This is a genomic window from Streptomonospora mangrovi, assembly GCF_027604915.1.
Lineage (GTDB): Bacteria > Actinomycetota > Actinomycetes > Streptosporangiales > Streptosporangiaceae > Streptomonospora > Streptomonospora mangrovi.
This window is the reverse complement of record NZ_JAJAQC010000054.1, coordinates 18,615-41,612: the sequence shown is the minus strand read 5'-3', so window position 1 is coordinate 41,612 and position 22,998 is coordinate 18,615. Positions and strand designations below refer to the sequence as shown.

20 protein-coding genes are annotated in these 22,998 nt (G+C 73.8%); 15 read left to right on the top strand and 5 right to left on the bottom strand.

Going from position 1 to position 22,998, the window contains the following annotated elements; translation table 11 throughout:
- Positions 1 to 121 precede the first annotated feature (121 nt).
- From LG943_RS23845 to LG943_RS23820, 6 genes are all read left to right on the top strand, one after another.
- Positions 122 to 1,411 carry an extracellular solute-binding protein gene (locus LG943_RS23845; protein ID WP_270074598.1) on the top strand — a complete coding sequence of 430 codons (1,290 nt, stop codon included), beginning with the start codon at positions 122 to 124 and terminating at the stop codon, positions 1,409 to 1,411.
- A 239-nt stretch (positions 1,412 to 1,650) separates the two neighbouring features.
- On the top strand, positions 1,651 to 2,547 hold the full coding sequence (locus LG943_RS23840) for a carbohydrate ABC transporter permease (RefSeq protein WP_270074597.1): 897 nt from the start codon (positions 1,651 to 1,653) through the stop codon (positions 2,545 to 2,547).
- A complete protein-coding gene (locus tag LG943_RS23835; RefSeq protein WP_270074596.1) occupies positions 2,544 to 3,458 on the top strand; it encodes a carbohydrate ABC transporter permease in 915 nt (304 codons plus the stop codon). Before LG943_RS23840 ends, LG943_RS23835 begins: the two co-directional genes overlap by 4 nt.
- Before the next feature lie 38 nt (positions 3,459 to 3,496).
- Entirely contained in the window at positions 3,497 to 4,915 is a 1,419-nt protein-coding gene (locus LG943_RS23830) for a GH1 family beta-glucosidase (protein ID WP_270074606.1), read from the top strand.
- A 103-nt stretch (positions 4,916 to 5,018) separates the two neighbouring features.
- A complete protein-coding gene (locus LG943_RS23825) occupies positions 5,019 to 6,041 on the top strand; it encodes a LacI family DNA-binding transcriptional regulator (protein WP_270074595.1) in 1,023 nt (340 codons plus the stop codon).
- Positions 6,042 to 6,116: 75 nt separating this feature from the next.
- Positions 6,117 to 6,797, top strand: a complete 681-nt coding sequence (locus LG943_RS23820) for a hypothetical protein (RefSeq protein ID WP_270074594.1) — start codon at positions 6,117 to 6,119, stop codon at positions 6,795 to 6,797.
- Positions 6,798 to 6,828: 31 nt separating this feature from the next.
- Here the strand turns inward: LG943_RS23820 and LG943_RS23815 are convergent, their stop codons facing one another.
- Complete coding sequence (locus LG943_RS23815; RefSeq protein ID WP_270074593.1) at positions 6,829 to 8,034, bottom strand: M15 family metallopeptidase; 1,206 nt, start codon at positions 8,032 to 8,034, stop codon at positions 6,829 to 6,831.
- 597 nt (positions 8,035 to 8,631) lie between these two features.
- On the opposite strand from LG943_RS23815, the gene LG943_RS23810 reads away from it, so the two are divergent.
- The 4 genes from LG943_RS23810 to LG943_RS23795 all read left to right on the top strand — a co-directional run bounded on the left by LG943_RS23810 (position 8,632) and on the right by LG943_RS23795 (position 13,609).
- A complete protein-coding gene (locus LG943_RS23810; protein ID WP_270074592.1) occupies positions 8,632 to 11,844 on the top strand; it encodes a sensor histidine kinase in 3,213 nt (1,070 codons plus the stop codon).
- Positions 11,845 to 12,079: 235 nt separating this feature from the next.
- Positions 12,080 to 12,481: a roadblock/LC7 domain-containing protein gene (locus LG943_RS23805; protein ID WP_179769872.1), complete on the top strand. Its 402-nt coding sequence runs from the start codon at positions 12,080 to 12,082 to the stop codon at positions 12,479 to 12,481.
- Positions 12,482 to 12,501: 20 nt separating this feature from the next.
- On the top strand, positions 12,502 to 12,981 hold the full coding sequence (locus LG943_RS23800) for a DUF742 domain-containing protein (protein WP_270074591.1): 480 nt from the start codon (positions 12,502 to 12,504) through the stop codon (positions 12,979 to 12,981).
- A gap of 34 nt (positions 12,982 to 13,015) precedes the next feature.
- Positions 13,016 to 13,609: a GTP-binding protein gene (locus tag LG943_RS23795; RefSeq protein WP_270074590.1), complete on the top strand. Its 594-nt coding sequence runs from the start codon at positions 13,016 to 13,018 to the stop codon at positions 13,607 to 13,609.
- Positions 13,610 to 13,731: 122 nt separating this feature from the next.
- Here LG943_RS23795 and LG943_RS23790 read toward each other — a convergent pair whose 3' ends face one another.
- On the bottom strand, positions 13,732 to 14,397 hold the full coding sequence (locus LG943_RS23790; protein WP_270074589.1) for a cyclase family protein: 666 nt from the start codon (positions 14,395 to 14,397) through the stop codon (positions 13,732 to 13,734).
- 160 nt (positions 14,398 to 14,557) lie between these two features.
- On the opposite strand from LG943_RS23790, the gene LG943_RS23785 reads away from it, so the two are divergent.
- A complete protein-coding gene (locus LG943_RS23785) occupies positions 14,558 to 16,213 on the top strand; it encodes a DUF885 domain-containing protein (RefSeq protein WP_270074605.1) in 1,656 nt (551 codons plus the stop codon).
- Between the two features lie 88 nt (positions 16,214 to 16,301).
- Here LG943_RS23785 and LG943_RS23780 read toward each other — a convergent pair whose 3' ends face one another.
- The 3 genes from LG943_RS23780 to LG943_RS23770 form a co-directional block, all read right to left on the bottom strand.
- On the bottom strand, positions 16,302 to 16,835 hold the full coding sequence (locus LG943_RS23780) for a carboxymuconolactone decarboxylase family protein (RefSeq protein ID WP_270074588.1): 534 nt from the start codon (positions 16,833 to 16,835) through the stop codon (positions 16,302 to 16,304).
- A gap of 138 nt (positions 16,836 to 16,973) precedes the next feature.
- Positions 16,974 to 18,437: an MFS transporter gene (locus LG943_RS23775; RefSeq protein WP_270074587.1), complete on the bottom strand. Its 1,464-nt coding sequence runs from the start codon at positions 18,435 to 18,437 to the stop codon at positions 16,974 to 16,976.
- An 11-nt stretch (positions 18,438 to 18,448) separates the two neighbouring features.
- On the bottom strand, positions 18,449 to 19,603 hold the full coding sequence (locus LG943_RS23770) for a serine hydrolase domain-containing protein (RefSeq protein WP_270074586.1): 1,155 nt from the start codon (positions 19,601 to 19,603) through the stop codon (positions 18,449 to 18,451).
- A gap of 141 nt (positions 19,604 to 19,744) precedes the next feature.
- On the opposite strand from LG943_RS23770, the gene sigJ reads away from it, so the two are divergent.
- The 4 genes from sigJ (at position 19,745) to LG943_RS23750 (ending at position 22,956) form a co-directional block, all read left to right on the top strand.
- The gene (gene sigJ, locus LG943_RS23765) at positions 19,745 to 20,650 is read left to right on the top strand and encodes an RNA polymerase sigma factor SigJ (RefSeq protein ID WP_270074585.1); all 906 of its coding nucleotides are present in this window, start codon (positions 19,745 to 19,747) and stop codon (positions 20,648 to 20,650) included.
- Positions 20,651 to 20,891: 241 nt separating this feature from the next.
- Complete coding sequence (locus LG943_RS23760; protein ID WP_270074584.1) at positions 20,892 to 21,830, top strand: TerC family protein; 939 nt, start codon at positions 20,892 to 20,894, stop codon at positions 21,828 to 21,830.
- A gap of 158 nt (positions 21,831 to 21,988) precedes the next feature.
- Complete coding sequence (locus LG943_RS23755) at positions 21,989 to 22,534, top strand: HIT family protein (RefSeq protein WP_270074583.1); 546 nt, start codon at positions 21,989 to 21,991, stop codon at positions 22,532 to 22,534.
- Between the two features lie 47 nt (positions 22,535 to 22,581).
- Positions 22,582 to 22,956, top strand: coding sequence for a thiol-disulfide oxidoreductase DCC family protein (locus LG943_RS23750; protein WP_270074582.1), 375 nt, complete (start codon positions 22,582 to 22,584; stop codon positions 22,954 to 22,956).
- The last annotated feature ends 42 nt before the right edge of the window (positions 22,957 to 22,998 follow it).

The following is a 22,998-nucleotide window of genomic DNA, read 5'->3' as shown; positions in this document are numbered from 1 at the left end:
GTCAGTGTGTCCGGGCATTGACTGCGGCGGGTGATGGGGCTTGTCTTGTGGGAGCGCTCCCAAGAAGGGGGTACGGGGTCGCGGTCAACAGGTATTCCTCGTGACGTAAGGGGTCGCAACCATGTCAAAGCGTAGGCGCGGTGCCAGAGTGGCCGCCGCGATGCTGGGCGGCGGAGCGCTGCTCATGGCCACCGCGTGCGGCGGAGGCGGCGGCGAGGAGGACGGCGAGATCACCCTCGTCCTCGACACGTTCGGCGTGATGGGCTACGACGCTCTCATCGAGCAGTACGAAGAAGAGCACCCCAACATCACGATCGAAGAGCGCAACGTCACCGACCTCGCCAACTACACCCCGCAGCTCCAGCAGAACATCGCGGCGGGCAGCGGCGCGGGCGACGTGGTCGCCATCGAAGAGGGCAACATCGCCCAGTTCCTCGCCCAGCCCGACCAGTTCGTGGACCTCAACGACCACGGCGGCGCCGAGCTGGAGGACAACTTCCTGGGCTGGAAGTGGGAGCAGGGCCACGCCGCCGACGGCCAGCTCATCGGCCTGGGCACCGACATCGGCAGTATGGGCATGTGCTACAACGTCCCCCTCTTCGAGGACGCCGGCCTGCCCACCGAGCCCGACGAGGTCAGCGAGCTGTGGCCGACCTGGGACGACTTCATCTCCACCGGCGAGGAGTTCACCGAGGCCGACACCGGCGCCTCCTTCGTCTCGACCATCCAGCCCTACTTCCGCTCGGTGGTCGCCCAGCAGGGCGGTGAGCCCTTCCAGAACCGCGAGGGCGACCTGGTCGTGGAGCAGACCGACTCCACCCGCGAGGCCTACGACACGGTGACCGCCATGGCCGACGCCGGCCTGTCGGCCAGCCTGCCGATCTGGTCGGAGGAGTGGAACGCCGGCATCCAGAACAACGCGTTCGCCACCCTGCCCTGCCCCGCCTGGATGCTCGGCCACATCGAGAGCACCGCCGGCGAGGAGGGCGAGGGCCAGTGGAACGTCGCCGACGTCCCCGGTGAGGGCGGCAACTGGGGCGGCTCCTTCCTCGCGGTCCCCGCGCAGAGCGAGCACCCCGAGGAGGCCGCCGAGCTGGCCAAGTTCCTGACCAGCCCCGAAGGCCAGCTCAGCACCTGGGAGGAGGCCAACGTGCTGCCGTCCTCGCCCGAGGCGCTGGAGAGCGACGAGGTGACCCAGTTCACCCGCCCCTACTTCAACGACGCCCCCGTCGGCGAGATCTACAGCGCCACCGCCCTGGAGCTGGAGCCGGTCTACTACGGCCCCGACATGCAGGCGATCGACGACGCGTTCCGCCAGGCCCTTGAGTCCGTCGAGCAGGGCCAGGCCGAGCCCGACGAGGGCTGGGACAACGCGATCGAGGAAGCCCAGCGCGCCACCGGCGAGCGCTAGCCCCTCCCGGCACGGCGGCCCGGCCTCTCCCCTCCGGTGGTGAGCACGCCCCCTCACCACCAGGCCGGGCCGCCTTTCTCGCTGGCCGCACCCATGCACGCCAAGACATCTGAAAGGAGCGCGACGTGACCTCCCTCCAGCACGGCGCCCCGCCGTCACGCCCCCCAGGGCGCGTTGACGGGGGCGCCCGCACCCAGGACCGCGACCCGCGGCGGCAGGCGCGTGCGCGCCGCCGACTGATGTGGAGCCGCCTTGACGTACGCGCCTCCCCCTACGCGTTCATCGCCCCGTTCTTCCTGCTGTTCGGGGTCTTCGGGCTGTTCCCCCTGCTCTACACGGTCTGGGTCTCCCTGCACGACTGGAGCCTGATCGGCGGCAACGAGGGCTGGGCGGGCCTGGACAACTACGCCCGCCTGGTGACCGACCCCGTCTTCTGGAACGCCCTCTACAACACGATGGGCATCTTCGTCCTGGCGGTCGTACCGCAGCTTCTGCTCGCGCTGCTGCTGGCCGACACGCTCAACCGGCGCATCAGGTTCGCCAACCTGTTCCGGATGACGATGATCCTGCCCTACATCACCTCCATCGCCGCGCTGGCCATCGTGTTCAGCACGCTGTTCGGCGGTGAGCAGTTCGGCCTCATCAACCAGTTGCTGGCCGCGGTGGGCCTGGAGCCGATCGCCTGGCACGGCGACCGCTACGCCGCCTGGACCGCGATCGCCGTCATGATCGACTGGCGCTGGACCGGCTACAACGCGCTCATCTACCTGGCCGCCATGCAGTCGATCCCCAAGGACGTCTACGAGGCGGCCGACCTCGACGGCGCCTCGCGGATGCGCCAGTTCTGGCAGATCACCATCCCGCTGCTGCGGCCCACCATTGTCTTCACGGTGATCATCTCGACCATCGGCCAGATGCAGCTCTTCACCGAGCCCGCCATCTTCGACAACAGCGCCGGCTACGGCGGCGGCACCCAGGGCCAGTTCCAGACGGTCATGATGCTCGTCTTCGAAGAGGTCTTCACCTACCAGAACTACGGCTACGCCGCGGCGGTCTCGTGGGTGCTGTTCCTGCTCGTCGTGGTGCTCGGCCTCATCAACACGTGGATCACCAGCCGGATTCGAGGTGCGGAATGACGGCGACCACTGTGCGGCCCGCCTCCACGCAGCGGCCCGCCCAGCACCGCAGGCGGGCCAACCGGCGCCCCGGCTCCCTGCGCCGGATGCGCCAGGCCACCCCCCTGACCTACTTCGCGCTGCTGCTCACCCTGGTGCTGTCGGTGTTCCCGCTGTGGTGGATGTTCGTCATCGCCACCCGCACCACCACCGCCGCCAGCCAGTTCCCGCCGGCCCTGCTGCCCGGCCCCAACTTCGGCGCCAACATCGTGCGCCTGTTCGAGAACCCCTCGGCCAACTTCACCACCGGCCTGCTCAACTCCCTCATCGCCTCCACCACGGTGGCGGTGTCGGTGGTGTTCTTCTGCTCCCTGGCCGGGTTCGCGCTGGCCAAGCTGAACTTCAAGGGCCGCACGGTGGCCACCGTCGCGGTCGTGGTCACCATGGCCGTGCCCGTGCAGATCGGGCTGGTGCCGCTGCTGATCCTCATGGAGTGGTTCGGCTGGCGCGGCGAACTCCAGTCGGTGATCGTGCCGTTCATGGTCAGCGGCTTCGGCGTGTTCATGATGCGCCAGTACGTCACCCAGACCATCCCCGACGAGCTGATCGAGGCGGCGCGCATCGACGGCTGCTCCACCTTCCGCATCTACTGGAGCATCGTGCTGCCCGCCCTGCGCCCGGCCATGGTGGTGCTGGGCCTGCTGACCTTCATGCAGACCTGGAACGAGTTCATCTGGGCGCTGGCCGTGCTGTCGCCCAGCAACCCCACCGTCCAGTTCTCCATCCAGCAGCTCAACGAGTCCGCCTACGCGCGCGACTTCGCCCTGATGTTCACCGGCGCGACCTTCGCGACCCTCCCCCTACTCATCATTTTCGTCGTGCTCGGCCGCCAGCTCGTCGGCCGCATCATGGAAGGTGCGATCAAAGCGTGACCCAGTCCCTTTCCCACGTGCCCACCGCCGCCGAACCGATACCCGCCACCGAGGCCGCCGTCCGCTTCCCCGCGGACTTCGTGTGGGGCGCCTCCACCGCCTCCTTCCAGATCGAGGGCAGCACCACCGCCGACGGCCGCGGCCCCAGCATCTGGGACACCTTCGCCAACACCCCCGGCAAGGTCCTCAACGGCGACACCGGCGAGCCCGCCGTGGACCACTACCGCCGCTACGCCGACGACATCGGGATCATGCGCGAGCTGGGGATCGGCGCCTACCGGTTCTCCGTCGCCTGGCCGCGGATCCTGCCCGAGGGCGGCGGCGCGGTCAACCAGGCCGGCCTGGACTTCTACGACCGCCTCCTCGACGGCCTGCTCGCCGCCGGGATCACCCCCTGGCCCACCCTCTACCACTGGGACCTGCCCCAGGCGCTGGAGGACAAGGGCGGCTGGCCCAACCGCGACACCGCCTACCGCTTCGCCGAGTACGCCCAGGTGCTGCGCGACCGCTTCGGCGACCGCGTCAGCGACTGGACCACCCTCAACGAGCCCTGGTGCGCGGCGTTCCTGGGCTACGCCGACGGCGTGCACGCGCCGGGCCGGCGCGAACCCGCCGCCGCCCTGGCCGCCGCCCACCACCTCATGCTGGGCCACGGCCTGGCGGCGGCGGTGCTGCGCGAGGGGGCCGGCCCCGGCGGGGATGGGCGGCGCGTGGGCCTCACCCTCAACCAGACCACCGTGCGGCCCTACACCACCTCGCCCGCCGACATCGCCGTGGCCCGCCGCGCCGACGGCGTGCGCAACCGGGTGTTCACCGGGCCGCTGTTCCGCGGCAGCTACCCCGCCGACATGCTGGAGGACCTCGCCCACATCAGCGACTTCGCGTTCGTCCGCGACGGCGACCTCGCGACGATCAACGCGCCGCTGGACCACCTGGGCGTCAACTACTACACCCCGCACTGGGTCTCGGCCACCAGCGAGGGCGTCGACCCCTCCCGCGTGGAGAGCGGCGGCGACAGCGGCGCCTACGTCGGCTGCGACGACGTGGTGTTCGTCAGCCAGGGGCTGCCGCGCACCGGCATCGGCTGGGAGATCGACGCCACGGGGCTGTACGAGGTGCTGGTGCGCCTGGCCGCCGAGTGCCCCGGGGTGCCCATGTACGTCCACGAGAACGGCGCCGCCTACGAGGACGAGGTCGGCCCCGACGACCGGGTGCGCGACCCCGAGCGCACCGCCTACATCGACGCCCACCTGCGCACCGTGCACGAGGCGCTGAAGGCCGGCGTGCCCATGCGCGGCTACTTCGTGTGGTCGCTGCTGGACAACTTCGAGTGGGCCTGGGGCTACTCCCAGCGCTTCGGCCTGGTCCACGTCGACTACGAGTCCCAGCGGCGCCGCGTCAAGGACAGCGGGCGCTGGTACGCCGACGTCATCCGGCGGGGTGGGCTGGCCGTGTAGCAGGGGATGTAATGCTGGTAGGGGCGCCGGGGCGGGGAGGACCGCCCCGCTCGGGCGCCCAGGGACACCCGGTCGGGTGCGCGGGGATGGGGAAGGTGTTGCGATGAACGGGGGCCGGCGGCCGACGCTGGAGATGGTGGCGATGCGCGCGGGGGTCGGGCGCGGCACCGTCTCCCGCGTCATCAACGGCTCGGACCAGGTGAGTCCGGCCACGCGCGAGGCGGTGCGCACCGCCATCGCCGAACTGGGCTACGTCCCCAACCACGCCGCCCGCACCCTGGTCACCCGGCGCACCGACACGGTGGCCTTCGTGATCGCCGAGTCCGACGACCGCCTGTTCGCCCAGCCGTTCTTCGCCCAGATCGTGCGGGGGGTCAGCAGCGCGCTCAACGAGATGGGCCTGCAACTGCTGCTGACCACCGTGCGCTCGGCCCAGGAGTACGAGCGGCTGGGCGACTACCTCACCGCCCACCACGTCGACGGCGTGCTGCTGGTGTCCCTGCACGCCGACGACCCCCTGCCCGACCGCCTGGTCGAGGCCGGGGTGCCGTTCGTGATCGGCGGCCGGCCCTCCTGGCAGACCCGCCACCCCGTGCACTCGGTGGACGTCGACAACGTCGGCGGCGCCCACACCGCCACCCGCCGCCTCATCGAGACCGGGCGCCGGCGCATCGCCACCGTCGCCGGCCCGCCCGACATGGTGGCCGGCGCCGACCGCCTGGAGGGCTACCACCAGGCGCTGCGCGAGGCCGGCCTGCCCCCCGCGCCCGAACTGGTGGCCCGCGGCGACTTCAGCTACGAGAGCGGCGAGTCCGCCATGCGCCGGGTGCTGGAGGCCGCCCCCGACGTCGACGCGGTGTTCGTGGCCTCCGACCCCATGGCGCTGGCGGTGCTCAGGGTGCTGCGGGCCGCCGGGCGGCGCATCCCCGACGACGTCGCCGTGATCGGCTACGACGACTCGCCCTTCGCCCCCCACAGCGACCCCCCGCTGACCAGCGTGCACCAGCCCACCGAGCGCATGGGCCGGGAGATGGCGCGCATCCTCGCCGACATCGCGATCCCCGGCACCGCCGACCACACCGAGCGGATGCTCGACACCCACCTGGTCATCCGCGAGTCCGGCTGAGCGCCCCCGGGCCGGGCACCCGCCCGGGGCCGCTACCGTGAACAGCGGATGTCGCCGGTGAGGGGAGCGAGCGCCATGCGGTGGGTCACCTATCTGTCGCCCAGCGGGGGACTGGAGCGGCCCGGAGTGGTCGACGACGGCTGCGTCTTCGGCTACCCCGGCACCGAGCCCCTGCCCGCCCTGCTGGAGCGCGGACCCGAACCGCTCGCCGCGGCCCACCGCGCCGCGCTGGACTCCCCGGTGGAGATCATCGTGGAGTTCGAGACCCGGCTGTGCGCCCCGGTCGCCTTCACCGCCCCGGTGCCCGCGCGGGTGGGCGACGCCTGGACCGACCTCGACCCCGCCCTGGTGCGCGGCACCGACGACGGGATCGCCCTGCCGCCGGGCGCCGACACCCTGGTCGCCGACGTGGGCGTGCTGGCCCTGTTCGACGCCGGCGGGCGGCACACCGGCTACGCCCCCGCCTGCCTGTGGAGCACCCCCGAGGGCCGCCAGGTGGCGCTGACCACCGGCCCGGCCGTGGTCACCCCCGAGGAGGCGGGCGGCGCGCCGCTGCGGGTGACCGCCGGAGTGGAGGACACCGAGCTGGCGGCGGCCGCCGTGGACGGCGGTCTGGCGTGGGCCTCGGGCGCGCCCGGCGCGGTGGCGGCGGCGGTGCTGCCGGCGCGCACCCGGCCGCTGGAGGCCGGCGAGGAGCTGTTCGTGGACGGCGGCGCGCTGGGGGAGTTCGAGGTCCGCGTGGGCGCGGGCGGCTGAGCCCCCCGGCGCCGGTGCGCCGGGCGCCGGGTCAGCCGGTGTACTCCCAGTGCCAGGGCTCGAACCCGCCGCGCGCCCACTCGGGGTTGTGCCAGCCGTGCTGGGGCGCGGTGCGCAGCATCCAGGCGTGCTCGGGCGAGCCGTGCTCCTCGACCCCGCCGCACAGGTCCACGGCGATGCCCCGCCCGTGGGTGCTGGTGCCCGGATCGGCGGCCATGCCCGCCTCCTTCTCGTGGAACAGCCGCACCTGCTCGGCGTAGGGCCGGTAGGAGTCGGTGACGCACATCGGCCGGCCGAACCGCTCCCGGAACTCCCCGTCCAGGCGGATGAACGCGGCGGCGGCGTCGGCCCGCAGCATCTCGCCGGGCTGGGGGAGGGGGCACAGCGCCGACTCGGGGATGCGTCCGTTGGGGTGGTCGGCGGCGCCCGAGGCGGTGCAGGGCTCCCCGGCCGCCGCGGAGGAGGCCGGGCCCGCCCCGGCCGAGGCGGCCGCCGAGGCCCGCTCCAGCGCGGCCGCGCGCGTCTCCTCGGGCTGCCCGGCGGTGCCGCCCGCCCGGGCCAGCCGCAGCTCCAGGTCGGTCTGCTCGGCGATGACGCCGGCCAGGGCGTCGCGCTGGCCGGCGACCGCCTCCAGCGCGGCGTCGCGGGCCTCGCGCGCCTCCTCGGCGGCGTCGGCCCGCTCCTCCTCGGCCTCCTCCGCCCGCTCGGCGAGGGTCTGGGCGACCGTGCTCGCGGCGCCGGCGGTGGCCACGGTGTCGGCGCGGCGCCCGCCCACCACCGCGAGGTAGGCCGAGCGGTCGAGGACCTCCTGGGGGCCGCGGGCCGTGCTCCAGGCCGCGGCCGGGCCGAGTTCGGCGCCCTTGTAGGCCGCCGCCGCGTAGCGGGCGGCGTCATCCCGGGCGTCCTCGCCGCGCCCGGCCGCGCGGTCGGCGGCGCGGCGGGCCGACTCGCTGTCGGAGCGGGCCTCGGCCAGCCGGTCGGCGGCCTCGGCGTAGTCCAGCACGGCGGCGTCGGCGTCGGCCTGGAGGTCGTCCAGCCGGGCGCGGACCGCCGCCAGCCGGCTGGTCAGCTCGGCCGCCGAGGACTCCGGGCGGCCGGAGGCGCCCCGCGCCTCCGTCGCCCCGGCCGGCGGGTGGGCGTGGGCGGCGGCGGACAGGACGGCGGCCAGGCACAGCCCCAGCGCGGCGGCGCGGCGCGCGCGGCCGGGGCGGGCGGCGGCAGGCGGAACCGGGTTCACGGGCGCTCCCCCCAACATGCGTCTCACCTGCAACGGTGACACGCTGAACAGGGGTCTTCACCGAAGCCTCCCGGCGTGTTCCAAAAGTTATGAATGTGATGCGGGTGGCGGGGTAGGGGGCGCAGGCGCCGTGGTCGCGGGCTCGCCGAGGGCGCGGGCGCCTCCTGCCGAGCCCTGCCGCACCCACGGCGCCGGACGACGGGGACGATCGCCAGCCGCGAGGCGTCTGCGCGGATTGATACGCTATCCACCTCACGTGCACCATTTTTGGTTTATGGTGCACAACGCCTCTTCACTCCCCCTGAGGCAGCGTCCAGCGCGGAACCCCACCTTTTCCGCGCCGGCGGCCGAACACGGCAGGCCCGCTCTGGCGCCTATCACCGAGGGTCCCGTACGGTCTCTTTCGGATCCGGTACCACCTCATGGGGACCAACATCCGGTAGCTGAGGCGGTGGACACGAAAGGTTGCGAGGGTCCGTGCCGACACGAGCGACAGATGACGCAGGCGGCGCCTCCCGGGGCGCGCCTCATGAGGCCGACAGCGCCGTCACGGCCGCCGAGCCCCGTGCGCGCTGGTGGGCGCCGCGCGAATGGCGGGTGCGCCCCCGACTGATCGCTCTGATCGTCATCCCGACCGCGGCGGCGCTCGTCCTGGGCGGGCTGCGGATCTCCGAGAGCATCGTCAACACCGTCACCCACGACCGCATCGAGCAGATGGCGGCCCTCACCGAGTCGATGGTCCACCTCGGCGACGAACTGGGCCGCGAGCGGGTGTACTCCGCGGCCTACATCGCCGACAACGTCGACCCCGACGAGCGCTCCCAGCAGAAGCTCGACGCCCTCCAGGAGCAGATCCAGGAGAGCCGCCAGGCCGAGCAGGAGGTCCGCAACCTCATCGACGGCCTGGGCGACCCCGGCACCCAGCTCGCCGCCAACCGGCTCCAGGGGCTCCAGGGCAGCCTGGGCAACCTCGACACCGTGCGCACCGAGGTGCAGTCCACCCGCACCTCGGTGCTGTCCATGGTGACCAAGTACCGGCAGGTCATCGGCTCCCTCGCCGACTTCACCCAGATCATCGCCGAGGCCACCAGCGACACCGAGCTGCGCGAGAGCGTCCGCGCCCTCACCGCCCTGGCCAACGCCCGCGAGGAGCTGTCCTACGAGGGCGCCCTCATGCTGCACTCGCTGAGCACCGGCACGATGTCCAACGGCATCCGCTCCGAGATCGAGGACAGCCGCGCCGGCTTCGAGCACGAGCGCGAGAACTTCCGCGACAGCGCCACCACCCAGCAGGCCCAGTTGTACGAGGAGATGTACGCCGGCGCCGAGGTCAGCCAGGTCGACACCATGCGGCTGCGGGCGGTGATGCGGGCCCGCGACAGCCAGGACATCACCAGCGTGATGCAGGACTCCACGCCGCAGGACTACCAGGACGCCCTGGACGGCACCCTGGACCGCATGCACGACCTGGAGAGCACCCTGGCCTCCTCGGTGCGCACCCAGGCCGACGGGCTGCGCTCGGGCGCGTTCAACCTGGCGCTGCTGGACACCGCGCTGGTGCTGGCCGTCCTCATCGCCGTCTTCGTGCTGACCTCCATCGTGGTCCGCTCGCTGGTCCGCCCGCTGCGCGCGCTGCGCGAGGGCGCCCTGCGCATCGCCGAGGAGGACCTGCCCGGCGCCATCGCCCGGATGCAGGAGTCCAGCTCCGCGCCGGGCGACGTCGAGGTCACCCCCATCGAGGTCACCTCCCGCGACGAGATCGGCGAGGTCGCCCGGTCCTTCGACGAGGTCCACCGCGTGGCGCTGCGCCTGGCCTCCGACGAGGCCGCGCTGCGCAGCAACGTCAACGCGATGTTCGTCAACCTCTCCCGCCGCAGCCAGACCCTGGTGGAGCGGCAGTTGCGCCTCATCGACGGCCTGGAGCAGGGCGAGCAGGACTCCGACCGGCTGTCCGACCTCTTCCAGCTCGACCACCTCGCCACCCGCATGCGGCGCAACAACGAGAACCTCCTGGTCCTGTCGGGGCAGGACAACACCCGCAAGTGGGCCCAGCCCGTCCCGCTGGTGGACGTGCTGCGCGGCGCCATCTCCGAGGTCGACGAGTACGAGCGCGTCAACGTGCGCGCCCCCTCCCACATCTCGGTCCTGGGCCGCCCCGTCAACGACGTCATCCACCTGGTGGCCGAGCTGGTCGAGAACGCCACCGCGTTCTCCTCTAAGGACACCCAGGTGGCGGTCAACGCCCAGGTCCTGGAGGACGGCGGCGTGCGGGTGGAGGTCACCGACAGCGGCATCGGCATGCCGCCCGACGAGATCGCCGCCACCAACGCCCGCCTGGCCGAGCCGCCCGTCATCGACGTCGGCGTCTCCCGCCGCATGGGCCTGTTCGTGGTCAGCCGCCTGGCCGCCCGCCACGGCATCCGGGTGTGGCTGTCCGAGGCCCACAACGGCGGCGTCACCGCCACGGCCGTCCTGCCGCCCGACCTGCTCATCACGCCGGTGGAGCCGCAGGCCCCCGTCGAACCGCCCGCGCTGGGCCCCTCGGCGCCCGACACCTACGCCGAGGCCGCCGCCGCCTTCGCCGCCAACCCCGCGCCGCCCGAACCCGGGGTGTGGGGGAGCGCCGACGACTACGGCCGCTCCCCGGCCGGCTCCGACCTGCCCAAGCGCGAACCCGGCTACAACCGGCCCGCCGTCTCCGGCAGCGCCGCCCCCGCCGAGCACCCGCCCAGCGGCGAGGACCTGTGGGCCACCGGGTCGACCGGCTGGGCCAACCCGCCCGCCGGCCCGCCCGCCCGCCCGCTGCCGCCGGCCGAGCCGCGCCGGAGTGAGGCCCCGCGCGCCGAGCCGCCCGCCACCGAGCGGCCCCCGCTGCCCGAGCGCCCCGCGCCCGAGCGCCCCGCGCCCGAGCCGCCGCGCGGCCCCTCGCCGTGGGACACCCCCGGCTGGAGCGGCGAGCCCCGCCGCCCCGAGCCCGAGGCGCCGCGCCCCCACGACCGGCAGGCCCCACCCCCGGCCCAGCCGCCCGCCCAGCCCTACGCCGAGGAGCGCCGCCCCTGGCAGGGCGACTCCGCGCCGGCCCTGCCCAGCGACAGCGTCTGGGCCGCCCCGCCCCAGCGCGCCCCGCAGCCGCCCCGGCCCGAGTGGAGCGCCGACCACGACACCCGCGAGGGCTACGGCTCCACCGCCTACATCTCGCGCCGCTACGGGGGCACGGGCGCCGGGCAGAACACCGTGGTGCCGCCCTCGCCCGAGGAGAGCAGCTCCGAGGCGCTGCCGATCTTCGACGCCATCGAGTCCAACTGGTTCCGCCGCCGCAGCGGGGGACCGGCCTCCGAGCCCGAGACCGGCCCGCTGCCGCGCTTCTCGCCCGACAACGGCTCCGCCGACGGCGCCCGCCGCGAGGCCCCGGCCGCCGACGCCGGGCGCTACGGGCCGGCGCCCGCCGCGCCGGCCCCCGGCGGGGCGGCAGGCGGCACCGGCGGTGCGGCCGGCGCCAACGGCCACGCCTCCCGCAACGGCGCCGCCCAGCGCCCGCCCGAGGACGAGTGGCGCTCCGACGCCGACCGCGGGTGGCAGGCCGCCCGCTCGGCGGCCGAGCCCATCGCCGGCGGACTGACCTCCTCGGGGTTGCCAAAGCGCGTTCCCAAGGCGAACCTGGTTCCCGGAACCGCTCCCGCGCCCGAGCACGTCAAGCAGATCCCCACGCGCTCGGCCGACCGGGTCCGCAACCGCTTCTCCGGATTCCAGCGCGGAGTCCGCGAGGGACGCAGCCAGCTCGGCGGCCAGCCGGGCGAGGACGACAAGTGAACCGCGCGAGTACGGCCGAGCGGACCCCGACTCGACGCGCCCCGACCCGCGGGCCGTGTCATCCGGGTCCGCATGGATCACGGAAACGCCACGGATTAGGATCTACCGAACCATTTGTGCATACCGTGATGATCGACACCAACCACTCGAATAAGGTCACTACAGGAGCCCACTCGGCCGACGGCCGGCCCGCGGGCCACGGTCACTCCCCCGGCCGGTATGGACAGGAGAGCAGATGAATCAACCGGTGAATGAGCTGAACTGGCTGATCACTGACTTCGCGAATCGAGTGCCGGACGTCGCACACGCGATCGTGGTGTCGTCGGACGGCCTGCCCCTCGCCTCCTCGACCGGCTTCCCCGCCGACCGGGCCGACCAGCTCGCGGCCATCGCCTCGGGCCTCTCCAGCCTCACCCAGGGCGCCGCGCGCGTCTTCGAGGGCGGCGCCGTCGCCCAGACCGTGGTCGAGATGGAGCGCGGGCTCCTGCTGATCATGTCGATCAGCGACGGCTCCTGCCTTGCCGTACTGGCGGCCGCCGAGTGCGACCTCGGCCTGGTCGCCTACGAGATGACCCTGCTCGTCGAACGGGCCGGTCGCGCGCTGACCCCGGCGGCGCGCACCTCGGGAATCCACTGACCCACCACCGACAGGAGGAAGTGGTGGCACCTCACAGCCGAGACGCCGGGTCGTGGTTCGGGCAGCTTCCCCCCGGCTCCTCCAGGCCGCTCGCGGCCGGGCCGGGCGGCGCGGACCTTCCACGATCCCCCCATCAACACGCCGACCAGGCGGCGGCCGGAGCACCCAGCTCCCTCGTCCGCCCCTACGCTGTCACCAAGGGCCGCACCCGACCCAAGTCGCAGTTGCCGCTGGAGACCCTTATCTCCTCCACGGCCACCGCGCGCAACGAGTCGGGGACCCTCACCCCCGAGTGCCAGGCCATCAGCGACCTGTGCCGCGAATGGCGCTCCGTCGCCGAGATCTCGGCCCTGCTGCGGATCCCGCTGGGAGTCGCCAGGGTGCTGGTCGCCGACATGTCCGAACAGGGACTGCTCCAGATCAGGTCGTCGATCAACGCCGACAGCCGGCCCAACGCCAACCTTCTTGAAAGGGTGCTCAGTGGACTTCGCAAGCTCTAGCGCGGCCGACGAGGGCGCTGCTGCGGCGAGTGCGATGACGTCGGTCAAGATCGTCGTCGCCGGAGGCTTCGGTGTCGGCAAGACGACATTCGTCGGCTCCGTCTCCGAGATCGTGCCGCTGACCACCGAAGCGGTCATGACCAGCGCCAGCGTGGGCGTGGACGACCTCGCCAAGACGCCGGACAAGCAGACCACCACCGTGGCCATGGACTTCGGCCGCGTCTCGCTGGACTCCGACCTCATCCTCTACCTGTTCGGCACCCCCGGCCAGCACCGCTTCTGGTTCATGTGGGACGACCTGGTCAAGGGCGCGATCGGCGCCGTGGTGCTGGTCGACACCCGCCGCCTGGCCGACTGCTTCCCCGCCATCGACTACTTCGAAGAGGCGCGGCTGCCGTTCATCGTGGGCATCAACGGGTTCGACGGCTACTACCCCCACGCCGCCGAGGAGGTCCGCGACGCGCTCACCCTCAGCCCCGACATCCCCATCGTGCAGGTCGACGCGCGCGACCGCACCTCGACCAAGGCCACGCTGATCACCCTGGTGGAGCACGCCATCAACGTGGGCGACACCGGCGGCGCCGGCCAGCAGCCCACCTCCACCGGCGGCCAGGGCTCCTGGCGCTGATCCGGGGCCAGGCCCGGTCCGCACCGGACCGGCCCCGGACCGCGGCCCGCACCGGGCGCTGAGCCCCGGCGGGGCACCCGCCGGAGCGCCCGCGCGCCGCGCGGGGCCCGCGCGCGCCCGCCTCAGCCGGTGCGCACCGCCACCGCGCGCACCGGGGCGCCGTCGCCGCTGGCCAGCCGGATCGGCAGCGCGCAGAACAGCGGGTCGGCGAAGTTCACCTCCTCCAGGCGGCACAGGTTCTCCACGACGGTGCCGCCGGCGCCCAGCACCGCCAGGTGCGCCGCCCAGTCCGGTTCGGGGTCCCCGGGGCGCGGCGTGGGGTCGGGGCTGGGCGCGTCCAGCCCCACCGTGCGCACGCCCGCCCCGGTGAGCAGGCGGGCCGCCGACCCGTCCAGGTAGGGGTGGTCGAAGTACCGGTCGGTGCCGTAGTGCGCCGCCCACCCGGTGCGCACCAGCACCGCGGTGCCCGGCCCCAGCCGCGCCGCCCACGGCGCCAGGTCGGCGGCGGTGATGGGGGAGCGGTCGGGCCGGCCGGTCACGTCGACCACCACCGCCGGGCACACGAACAGCTCCAGCGGCAGCTCCTCCAGCCGCGGCCCGTCGGCCAGGAAGTGGAACGGCGCGTCGGCGTGGGTCCCGTTGTGGGAGCCCATGTGCACCCGCGTGGAGGTGTAGCCGTGCTCGGCCAGCACGGCGGCCTCCTCCAGCACCGGCGGGTCGTCGCCCGGGTAGGGCTGGGTGTCGGGTCCGATGCTCCGGCTCAGATCCACCACGCGCAGCGCTTCCACGGCCGCCTCCTCACCTCGTTCGCCTGGCGCCATGGATACCACGCCGAACGGATCCACCCGACCCCGCCAACCGGGGTGCGCGGGGAGCGGCGACCGGGCAAGATGGCAGGCGATGACTTCACATCCTGCCCACGGCCAGCCCGACCCCGGCGCCAACGCCATGACCGACCGCTTCCACGAGGTCGGCGAGCGCATCCTCGACGCGCTGCTCGCCGAGTCGCCGGAATGGGCCGATGACCTCGGGGACCACCGCTACGCCGACCGCCTCAGCGACCACTCCGCCGAGGGCGACGCCCGCCGCGCCGGCGTGATCACCGACGCGCTGGGCGCCCTCGACCAGATCGACGACCTGCTGCTGCCGGCCGCCGACCGGGTCGACCTGGAGATGCTGCGCAACCGCCTGTCGGCTGACCTGTGGCAGCTCACCGAGCTGCGCCCGCAGACCTGGGACCCCCTCGACCAGCTCCCCGGCGACGCCCTCTACAGCCTCGTCGCCGGCGAGGACCTGCCCGCCGAGGAGCGGCTGACCGCGCTGGCCGCCCGCTGCCGCGCCGTCCCCGACTTCCTGGCCACCGCGCGCGCCCGCCTCGACGAGGGCCCCGGCATGCCCAAGGTCCACGTGCAGACCGCCGCCGCCCAGGCGCGCGGCGTCGCCGGCCTCCTCGGCGGCCCCGTCGACGCCCTCCTGGAGCAGGCACCCGGCGCGCGCGGCGACGTCGACCCCGCCCGGCGGGCCGCCGCCGCGGCGCTGGAGGAGCACGCCGCGTGGCTGGCCGCGCGCGCCGAGGCCGCCAACGCCGACCCCCGCCTGGGCGCCCGCGACCACGCCGCCCGGCTCTGGTACACCCTCGACTCCGAACTGAGCCAGGACGCCCTGCTCACCCGCGCCGAAAGCGACCTGCTGGCCACCGAGGAGGCCATGGCCGAGGCCGCCGCCGAGTTCGCCGGCGCGCCCGCCCGCCCCGGCCAGGTCCGCGAGGTCCTCGACCGCATCGCCGCCGAGAGCGCCACAGACGAGCACACCATCCGCCCCGGCTGCGAGGAGATCCTGGCGCACCTCTACGCCCGCACCCGCGAACTGGACTTCGCCACGGTGCCCGACCACCCCGTGCGGGTCATCCCCATGCCCGAGTCCCGGCGCGGCATGGCCGTGGCCTACTGCGACCCGCCCGGCCCGCTCTCGCCCACCCCCGACCGGCCCACCCTCATCGCGGTGGCCCCGCCGCCCGACGACTGGCCCGCCGAGCGCCGCGCGTCGTTCTACCGCGAGTACAACGCCGACATGCTGCGCGAACTCATGATCCACGAGGGCGTGCCCGGCCATGCGCTGCAACTCGCCCACGCCGCCGCCTACACCGGCGGCACCCGGCTGCGCCGCGCCCTGCTCAGCGGCACCTTCGTGGAGGGGTGGGCCGTCTACGCCGAGGAGGCCATGGCCGAACTGGGCTGGTCGGAGGACCCGGCGCTCAACCGGCGGCTGCGGCTCATGCAGCTCAAGACCCGGCTGCGGATGATCATCAACGCCATCCTCGACGTGCGGGTGCACGCCCACGGCATGACCGAGGCCGAGGCCATGGCCCTGCTCACCGAGCGCGGCCACCAGGAGGAGGGCGAGGCCGCGGGCAAGTGGCGCCGCGCCCAGCTCACCAGCGCCCAACTGGCCACCTACTACGTCGGCTACCAGGAGGTCTCCCAGATCGTGCGCGACCTGCGCACCGCCCGCCCCCAGGCGTCGCGCCGCGAGATCCACGACACCGTGCTGGCCCACGGCTCGCCCTCACCGCGCCACCTCCGCACCCTGCTCGGCCTGGGCTGAGGGGAGCGGGGCCGCGCCGGCCGCCGACCGGAAAACGGAAAGAGGGGTGCGGAACGGTCACCGTTCCGCACCCCTGAGCCCGCCGGTGCTAGTCCCGCCACTGCTCCGCGGGCGACACCCCGGGCAGCGGCTTGCCGATGAGGGCGAGGGGGAGGAAGAAGCACACCTGGCCGATCGCCATGATGAGGGTGGTCAGCGCCGTCTCGTCGTAGTGCGCGGCCGCCCGGGCGTACAGCTCGTCGGGGACCCGCTCGCCGTGGGGGTTGGCGGTCAGCACGGCCTCCACGAGTTCGAGCGCGACCCGCTCGGCCTCGGTGAAGTGGGGCGCGTCCCGCCAGGACGCCACGGCGGAGATGCGCTCCTCCGCCTCCCCGGCCCTGCGGAGGTTGCCGGTGTGCAGGACGGTCAGGTAGGTGCTGTCCGCGATCTGCCCGGCGCGCAACTGGACCAGGCCGATGGTGGTCTGCGGGATCGAGCCGTTCCCGGTGGCCTTGAACAGGGCCCCGGCGATCTGCCCCAGTTCGGGGACGAGCTTGGCGGGGTTGGGCAGACGCGACTGGAGGGCGGTGCTCTCGGTCTCCGCGGCGGCGGAAGCGGGGGTGGAGGCGGGAGTGGTGGTCATGGTGGGTTTTCCTTTCCCGTTCTTGGCTGTCATCTTCTTGACGGGTCGCGGGCGGCGGATGTGACCGGTGAGCGCGACGAATTTTTTCGGCGGGCGCGGTGGCGGCCCGGCGCGCCCGCCGGACCGCCCGCGAACCGCTCACGCGGCGGCGGTGGGCGCCCCGCCGCGGGCCGGTGACGGCTCGGCCCCGCTCCGGCCCGAACGCGGCCGGACGAGGAGCACGGCGGCGCAGACGGCGGCCAGGTAGAACGCGCCCGCGCCGAGCAGCCCGGTGGTGTAGCCGGCGGTCAGGGCGTCTGGCAGGGGCGCCCCCGTCGGCTGGCCGGCGGTGGCGGCGGCGGCGACACCGGCCAGGACCGCCAGCCCCAGCGCGCCGCCGATCTGCTGGCTGGTGTTGACGAGCCCGGAGGCGATGCCGGAGTCCGCCGCGGCCACGCCCCGCACGCCGCCGATCGTCGCCGCGACGAAGCCGATCCCCAGGCCGACGCCCCCGACCAGTTGGGCCGGCAGCAAGGCGATCAGGGCGTTCTGGTCGGGGGTCAGCACGCTGAACCAGACCATCGCCGCGGCGGCCACCACCAGGCCGGCCGTCAGCGTGGTCCGGATGGAGGTGCGGGCGAGCAGGCGGGGGCCGACCACGCCGGAGCCGATGCCGATGCCGATCGCGAACGGCAGGTAGGCCAGCCCGGTCACCATGGGCGGGTAGTCCTTGACCGCCTGCATGTAGAGGGTGAGGAAGTAGAACGTCGCCAGTTGGCCCGCGCCCATGAGCAGCATGACCAGGTTGGCGCCGAACCGGGTGCGGTCGGCGAGCACACCGGCCGGGACCAGCGGGGTGCGGGCGCCGCGCTGGATGGCGACGAACACGACGGCCAGCACGACGCCGGCCGCGCCGAAGGCGAGGGTGAACCCGTCGCCCAGGCCGTGGGAGCCGGCCCGGTTGACGGCGTAGACCAGCGAGCCCAGCGCGAGGGTCGCGGTGATCGCGCCGGGCAGGTCGATCCCGCCGCGCCGCCGGGTGCCGGGTACCACCGCGAGGGTGCCGGCGAGCAGCAGCAGGGCGAAGGGGATGTTGACGAACATGATCCACCGCCAGCCGAGGTACTCGGTGAGCGCGCCGCCGAGCAGCAGCCCGACCACGGCGCCCAGCCCGCCCATCGCGCCGTACACACCCAGCGCCTTGTCGCGCGCCGGCCCGGCGGGGAAGGTGTCGGCGAGCAGGGACAGCGCGGCCGGGGCGATGATCGCGCCGCCCACGCCCTGCACCACCCGGGCGGCGATGAGCGTGGCCCCGGTCTGCGCCACGCCGCCCAGCAGGGAGGCGAGCAGGAACACCACCAGCCCGATCCGGAACATCCTGCGGCGGCCGAACACGTCACCGGCCCGGCCGCCGGCCAGCAGCAGCCCGCCGAACGCCAGCGCGTAGGAGGTCAGGACCCAGTCCAGATCGGACTCGGCCATGTGCAGTCCCGCGCCGATGGCGGGCAGGCCCACGGTCACGATGGTGCCGTCCATCACGATCACCAGTTGCGCCGCGGCCATCACCCACAGCGCCAGGCCGCCGGACCGGGTGCGGGACGGGGTATCCAGGTGCGAAGTCATGTCGAGCCTCCTCAGGCACCGGTGGCGGCGCGGTGGACCGCGGCGGCCAGCCGGTCGTGTTCGGGGTAGGACCAGTCGAAGGAGAAGCGGCGGCGGGTGTAGCCGAAGGCGATGCCGCCGCGCGGGTCGGCGAACGACTCCGCGCCGGCGGACCCGTTGTGGCCGAAGGAGTTCGCGCTCAGGAAGGGGTAGCGCAGCCCCTTGGCCTGGAACCCCAGGGCGTACTGGCCGGCCTCGCCGGTGACCAGGTCGCCGCCGGTGGAGTGGAGCATGGCGAACTCGCCGAGGGTGTCGGGGGTGAGCAGCGGCGCGGCGCCGTCCACGCCCCAGACCGCGGCCGCGTACATCCGGGCCAGCCCGCGGGCGCTGCCGACGCCGCCGGCGGAGGACTGGCCGAGCGCGCGCACCCGCCGGGTGTTGAGGAAGGCCACCTGGTCCAGGGGCGGGGTGGAGTTGAGGCCGTAGCCGATGCCGGTGATGCTGTGCGGTCCCGGAACGTTCGCCCAGAACGCGGCCAGCTCCTCGGGGGACGCCAGCCCTGGCAGCACCTCCCGGAACCGGTCCTCCAGCGCCTCCGGCAGCCCCAGGTACAGGTCCAGCCCGTGGGGTGCGCGCACCCGCTCCTCGAAGTGCTCCCGCAGCGGGCGGCCGGTCGCCCGCTGGACCACCTCGTTGACGACCGCGAACGTCACGAACCCGCCGTAGCCGTAGGCCGAGCCCGGACGCCAGTACGGCCGCTGCCCGGCCAGCCGCCGCGCGATCACCCGGTCGTCGGCCAGTTCGTCGGCGGTGAGGCCGCCGTCCACGCCGATCACCCCGGACCGGTGGGTGAGGACGTCCCGCACGGTGATCCGGTCCTTGCCCTTGGCGGCGAACTCCGGCCAGTAGTGCGCGACGGGCCGGTCCAGCTCCAGGGCGCCGTCCTGGACCAGCAGCGCCGCCACCAAGGTCGCGGCGCCCTTGGTGGCGGAGTAGACGCCGGTCAGCGTGTCGCCCGTCACCTCGTCTCCGGCCCACAGGTCGACCACCCGGCGGCCGTGGACGTAGACGGCCAACTGCGCGCCGGCCTGGCCCGGGCCCCTCTCCCCGGCCATCACGGCGGCGAACTCCTCCCGCACCGCCTCGAAACCGCCGGTGACCGTCCCGTGGACGTCGATGTCGCTCATCGTCGGTGCTGCTCCGTTCATCGTGTTACCGATTCGACGGAGGCATGACGCACGGGCCGCCGAAAGTGTGACCGGACCCCGGCGGTCACATCGCCGGCGCGGTGTCCGTCATGGACTCGACCGCCAACCCGGAGGACGACCATGAACGAACACGACTTCCTCTTCCTCGCCCGGCGATTCGAGGAGCACCGCACGCACCTCACCGCGGTGGCCTACCGGATGCTCGGCTCCCTGACCGACGCCGAGGACGCCGTCCAGGAGTCCTGGCTGCGGCTCGCCCGCACCACGGGCGACGACCGCGCCGCTGACATCGACAACCTCGGCGGCTGGCTGACCACGGTCGTCGGCCGGGTCTGCCTGGACATGCTGCGTTCGCGCCGGACGCGCCGCGAGGACCCGCTGGATGCGCGCCTGCCGGACCCCGTCGTCAGCGACGACGGCGCCGACCCCGCACACCAGGCCGTGCTCGCCGACTCGGTGGGGCTGGCGCTGCTGGTGGTGCTGGAGTCGCTGAAACCGGCCGAACGGCTGGCCTTCGTCCTGCACGACCTGTTCGGCATGCCGTTCGAGCAGATCGCCCCGATCATGGACCGCACACCGGTCGCGGCCCGGAAACTCGCCAGCCGCGCCCGCCGGCGCGTCCAGGGCGCGGCCCCCACCCCCGACCCCGACCCGGCCGCCCAGCGTCGCGTCGTCGACGCCTTCCTCGCCGCCGCGCGCGGCGGCGACCTCACCGCCCTGCTGGCCGTCCTCGACCCCGACGTCACGCTGCGCGCCGACACCGGAAAGGCGCTCCCCGGCGGCATGCGGGTCCTGCGCGGTGCCCAGGCGGTGGCCGGGCAGCTCGCCACCTTCCAGCGCATGGCCACCGTCTCGACCACCCGCCCCGCACTGGTCAACGGCGCCGCCGGACTGGTCAACACCATCGACGGCACGCTCATCTCGGTCATGGGCTTCACCGTCGCGGACGGGCGGATCCTCGAGATCGACATCCTCTCCGACCCCGACCGGCTGGCCCGCCTGGACCTCGCCGGCCTGGAGCGGTGAGGCCCCGCCCCTCGGAAGAAGGTCCCGTTCAGGCGGAACCCGCCGGGCGGTCCGCCCCCCGCCCTCCGCCCGCCCCGGGCCGGCGGGCGGGGGGCGGGTCCGGCGGGTGGTACCGGGGCGTCCTGTTCCGGCCAGGCGGGCGCCGCGCGATGTTACCTGGGCGCGTATACGGATGATCTAGACTCCCTAGGCCAGTGGTAGCCCCTCGACCGACACCTGACCCCGGAGCTGACGCCCCGCCATGAGCACAGACCTGATCGTCGGATTCTTCACGCTGACGGCGTTGGAGATCGTCCTCGGAATCGACAACCTCGTCTTCATCTCGATCCTGGCGGGCAAGCTCCCCGAGCACCAGCGCGCCCGCGCCCGCCAGATCGGCATCGCGCTGGCGCTGGTGGGCCGGCTGGTCCTGCTCGCCTCGATCACCCTGATCATGCGGCTGACCGTGCCGCTGTTCACCATCGCCGGGATCGAGTTCACCGGGCAGTCGCTCATCCTGCTGGCGGGCGGCCTGTTCCTCATCGCCAAGGCCACCTACGAGATCCACGAGAGCCTCGAGGGCGAGGAGGACCACAAGGGGTCCAAGGTGCGCGCCGCGTTCGGAGCCGTGCTCCTCCAGATCGTCGCGCTGGACCTCGTCTTCTCCCTGGACTCCGTCATCACCGCCGTCGGCATGATCGGCGACGAGCCCGGCGGCATCTGGGTCATGGTCGCGGCCGTGGTCATCGCGGTGATCGTCATGCTGGTCTCGGCCGGCCCGCTCAGCCGGTTCGTCAACGCCCACCCCACCGTCAAGATGCTGGCGCTGTCGTTCCTGCTGCTCATCGGGTTCACCCTGGTCGCCGAGGGCCTGCACTTCCACGTGCCCCGGGGCTACATCTACTTCGCCATGGGCTTCTCGCTGTTCGTGGAACTGCTCAACATCTTCGCCCGGCGCCGCCGCAAGGCCCAGCCGGTCAAGCTCAACAGCCGCTACGCCGACTCCTCCTCCGGCGACGGCTCGGCTCCGGTGGCCGCCGGCCACTCCACCGGCACCGGCACCGACACCCCCGCCGAGCCCGTCGCCACCCCCGCCACCGACCCCACCCCTTCGGCCGGCCCGTCCGCGGGCGGATCCAGCGGCTCTGACGGCGGCTCCAGCGGCGGTTCCGACGGCGGCGGTGGCGGCGGCGGCGACTAGCCGCACCGTGCGGGCGGCCCGCCGCCCGCACGCCCCGCGCCACCCCACGGCCTCCGGACTCCTATGCTGGATGGATGAACGGGCGCCGTCCGCCGACGGCGGGCGGCGCCCGCGCCATTCGGGCACCACGACCAGCCGACGCGGTGAGGTGAACGCGCATGAGTGAGGCCGAACGGGACACGCGCCCCGGCGACCCCGACGGCTTCGACCGCCTGTGGACCCCCCACCGCATGGCCTACATCAAGGGCGAGAACAAGCCGCGCGGCTCCGCACCCGAGGACGGCTGCCCCTTCTGCCGCGCCCCCGACCTCCCCGACACCGAGAGCCTGGTGGTGGCGCGCGGCAAGACCGCCTTCGCGGTCCTCAACCTCTACCCCTACAACAGCGGCCACCTGCTCGTCTGCCCCTACCGGCACGTCGGCGACTACACCGACCTCGACGACCCCGAAGCCGCCGAGTTCGCCGCCCTCACCCAGGCCGGCGTCACCGCGCTGCGCCGCGCCTACGACCCCCAGGGCTTCAACATCGGCATGAACCTCGGCTCGGCCGCCGGCGCCGGGATCGCCGCCCACCTGCACCAGCACGTCGTGCCCCGCTGGGGCGGCGACAACAACTTCATGCCCGTCATCGGGCGCACCAAGGTCCTGCCCGAGCTGCTGCGGCAGACCCGCGACGCCGTCGCCGGAGCCTGGCCCGACCACTGACCGGCTCGACACCGCCGTCGGCCCCGGAGAGGAGGTGAACCCCGTCCATGCCCCGACCCGTCCTCTTCTACGACGGCGACTGCGGCTTCTGCACCGACTGCGCCCGCCTCGCCCGCGACCGCGTCACCCCCGGAATCGACACCGTGCCCTGGCAGCGCGCCGACCTCACACCCGCCCAGCGCGAGCGCGCCCGCCACGAGGTGCTGCTGCGCGACGCCGCCGGAACCCGCGTGTGGGGCGGCGCCGACGCCGCGGCCGTGCTGCTGCTGGCCAGCCCCCGCCCCTGGTGGGCGGCCGCCGGGTGGCTGCTGCGCCGCGTGCCCGCGCGCCCCGTCGCGGCCGCCGCCTACCGGTGGGTGGCCCGCAACCGCCACCGCATGCCCGGCGGCACCCCCGCCTGCTCCCTCGACCCCCCGACGTGAGGACCCTCACGTGCCCGGCCGCCCGCGCGCCGGAGCGCCGCG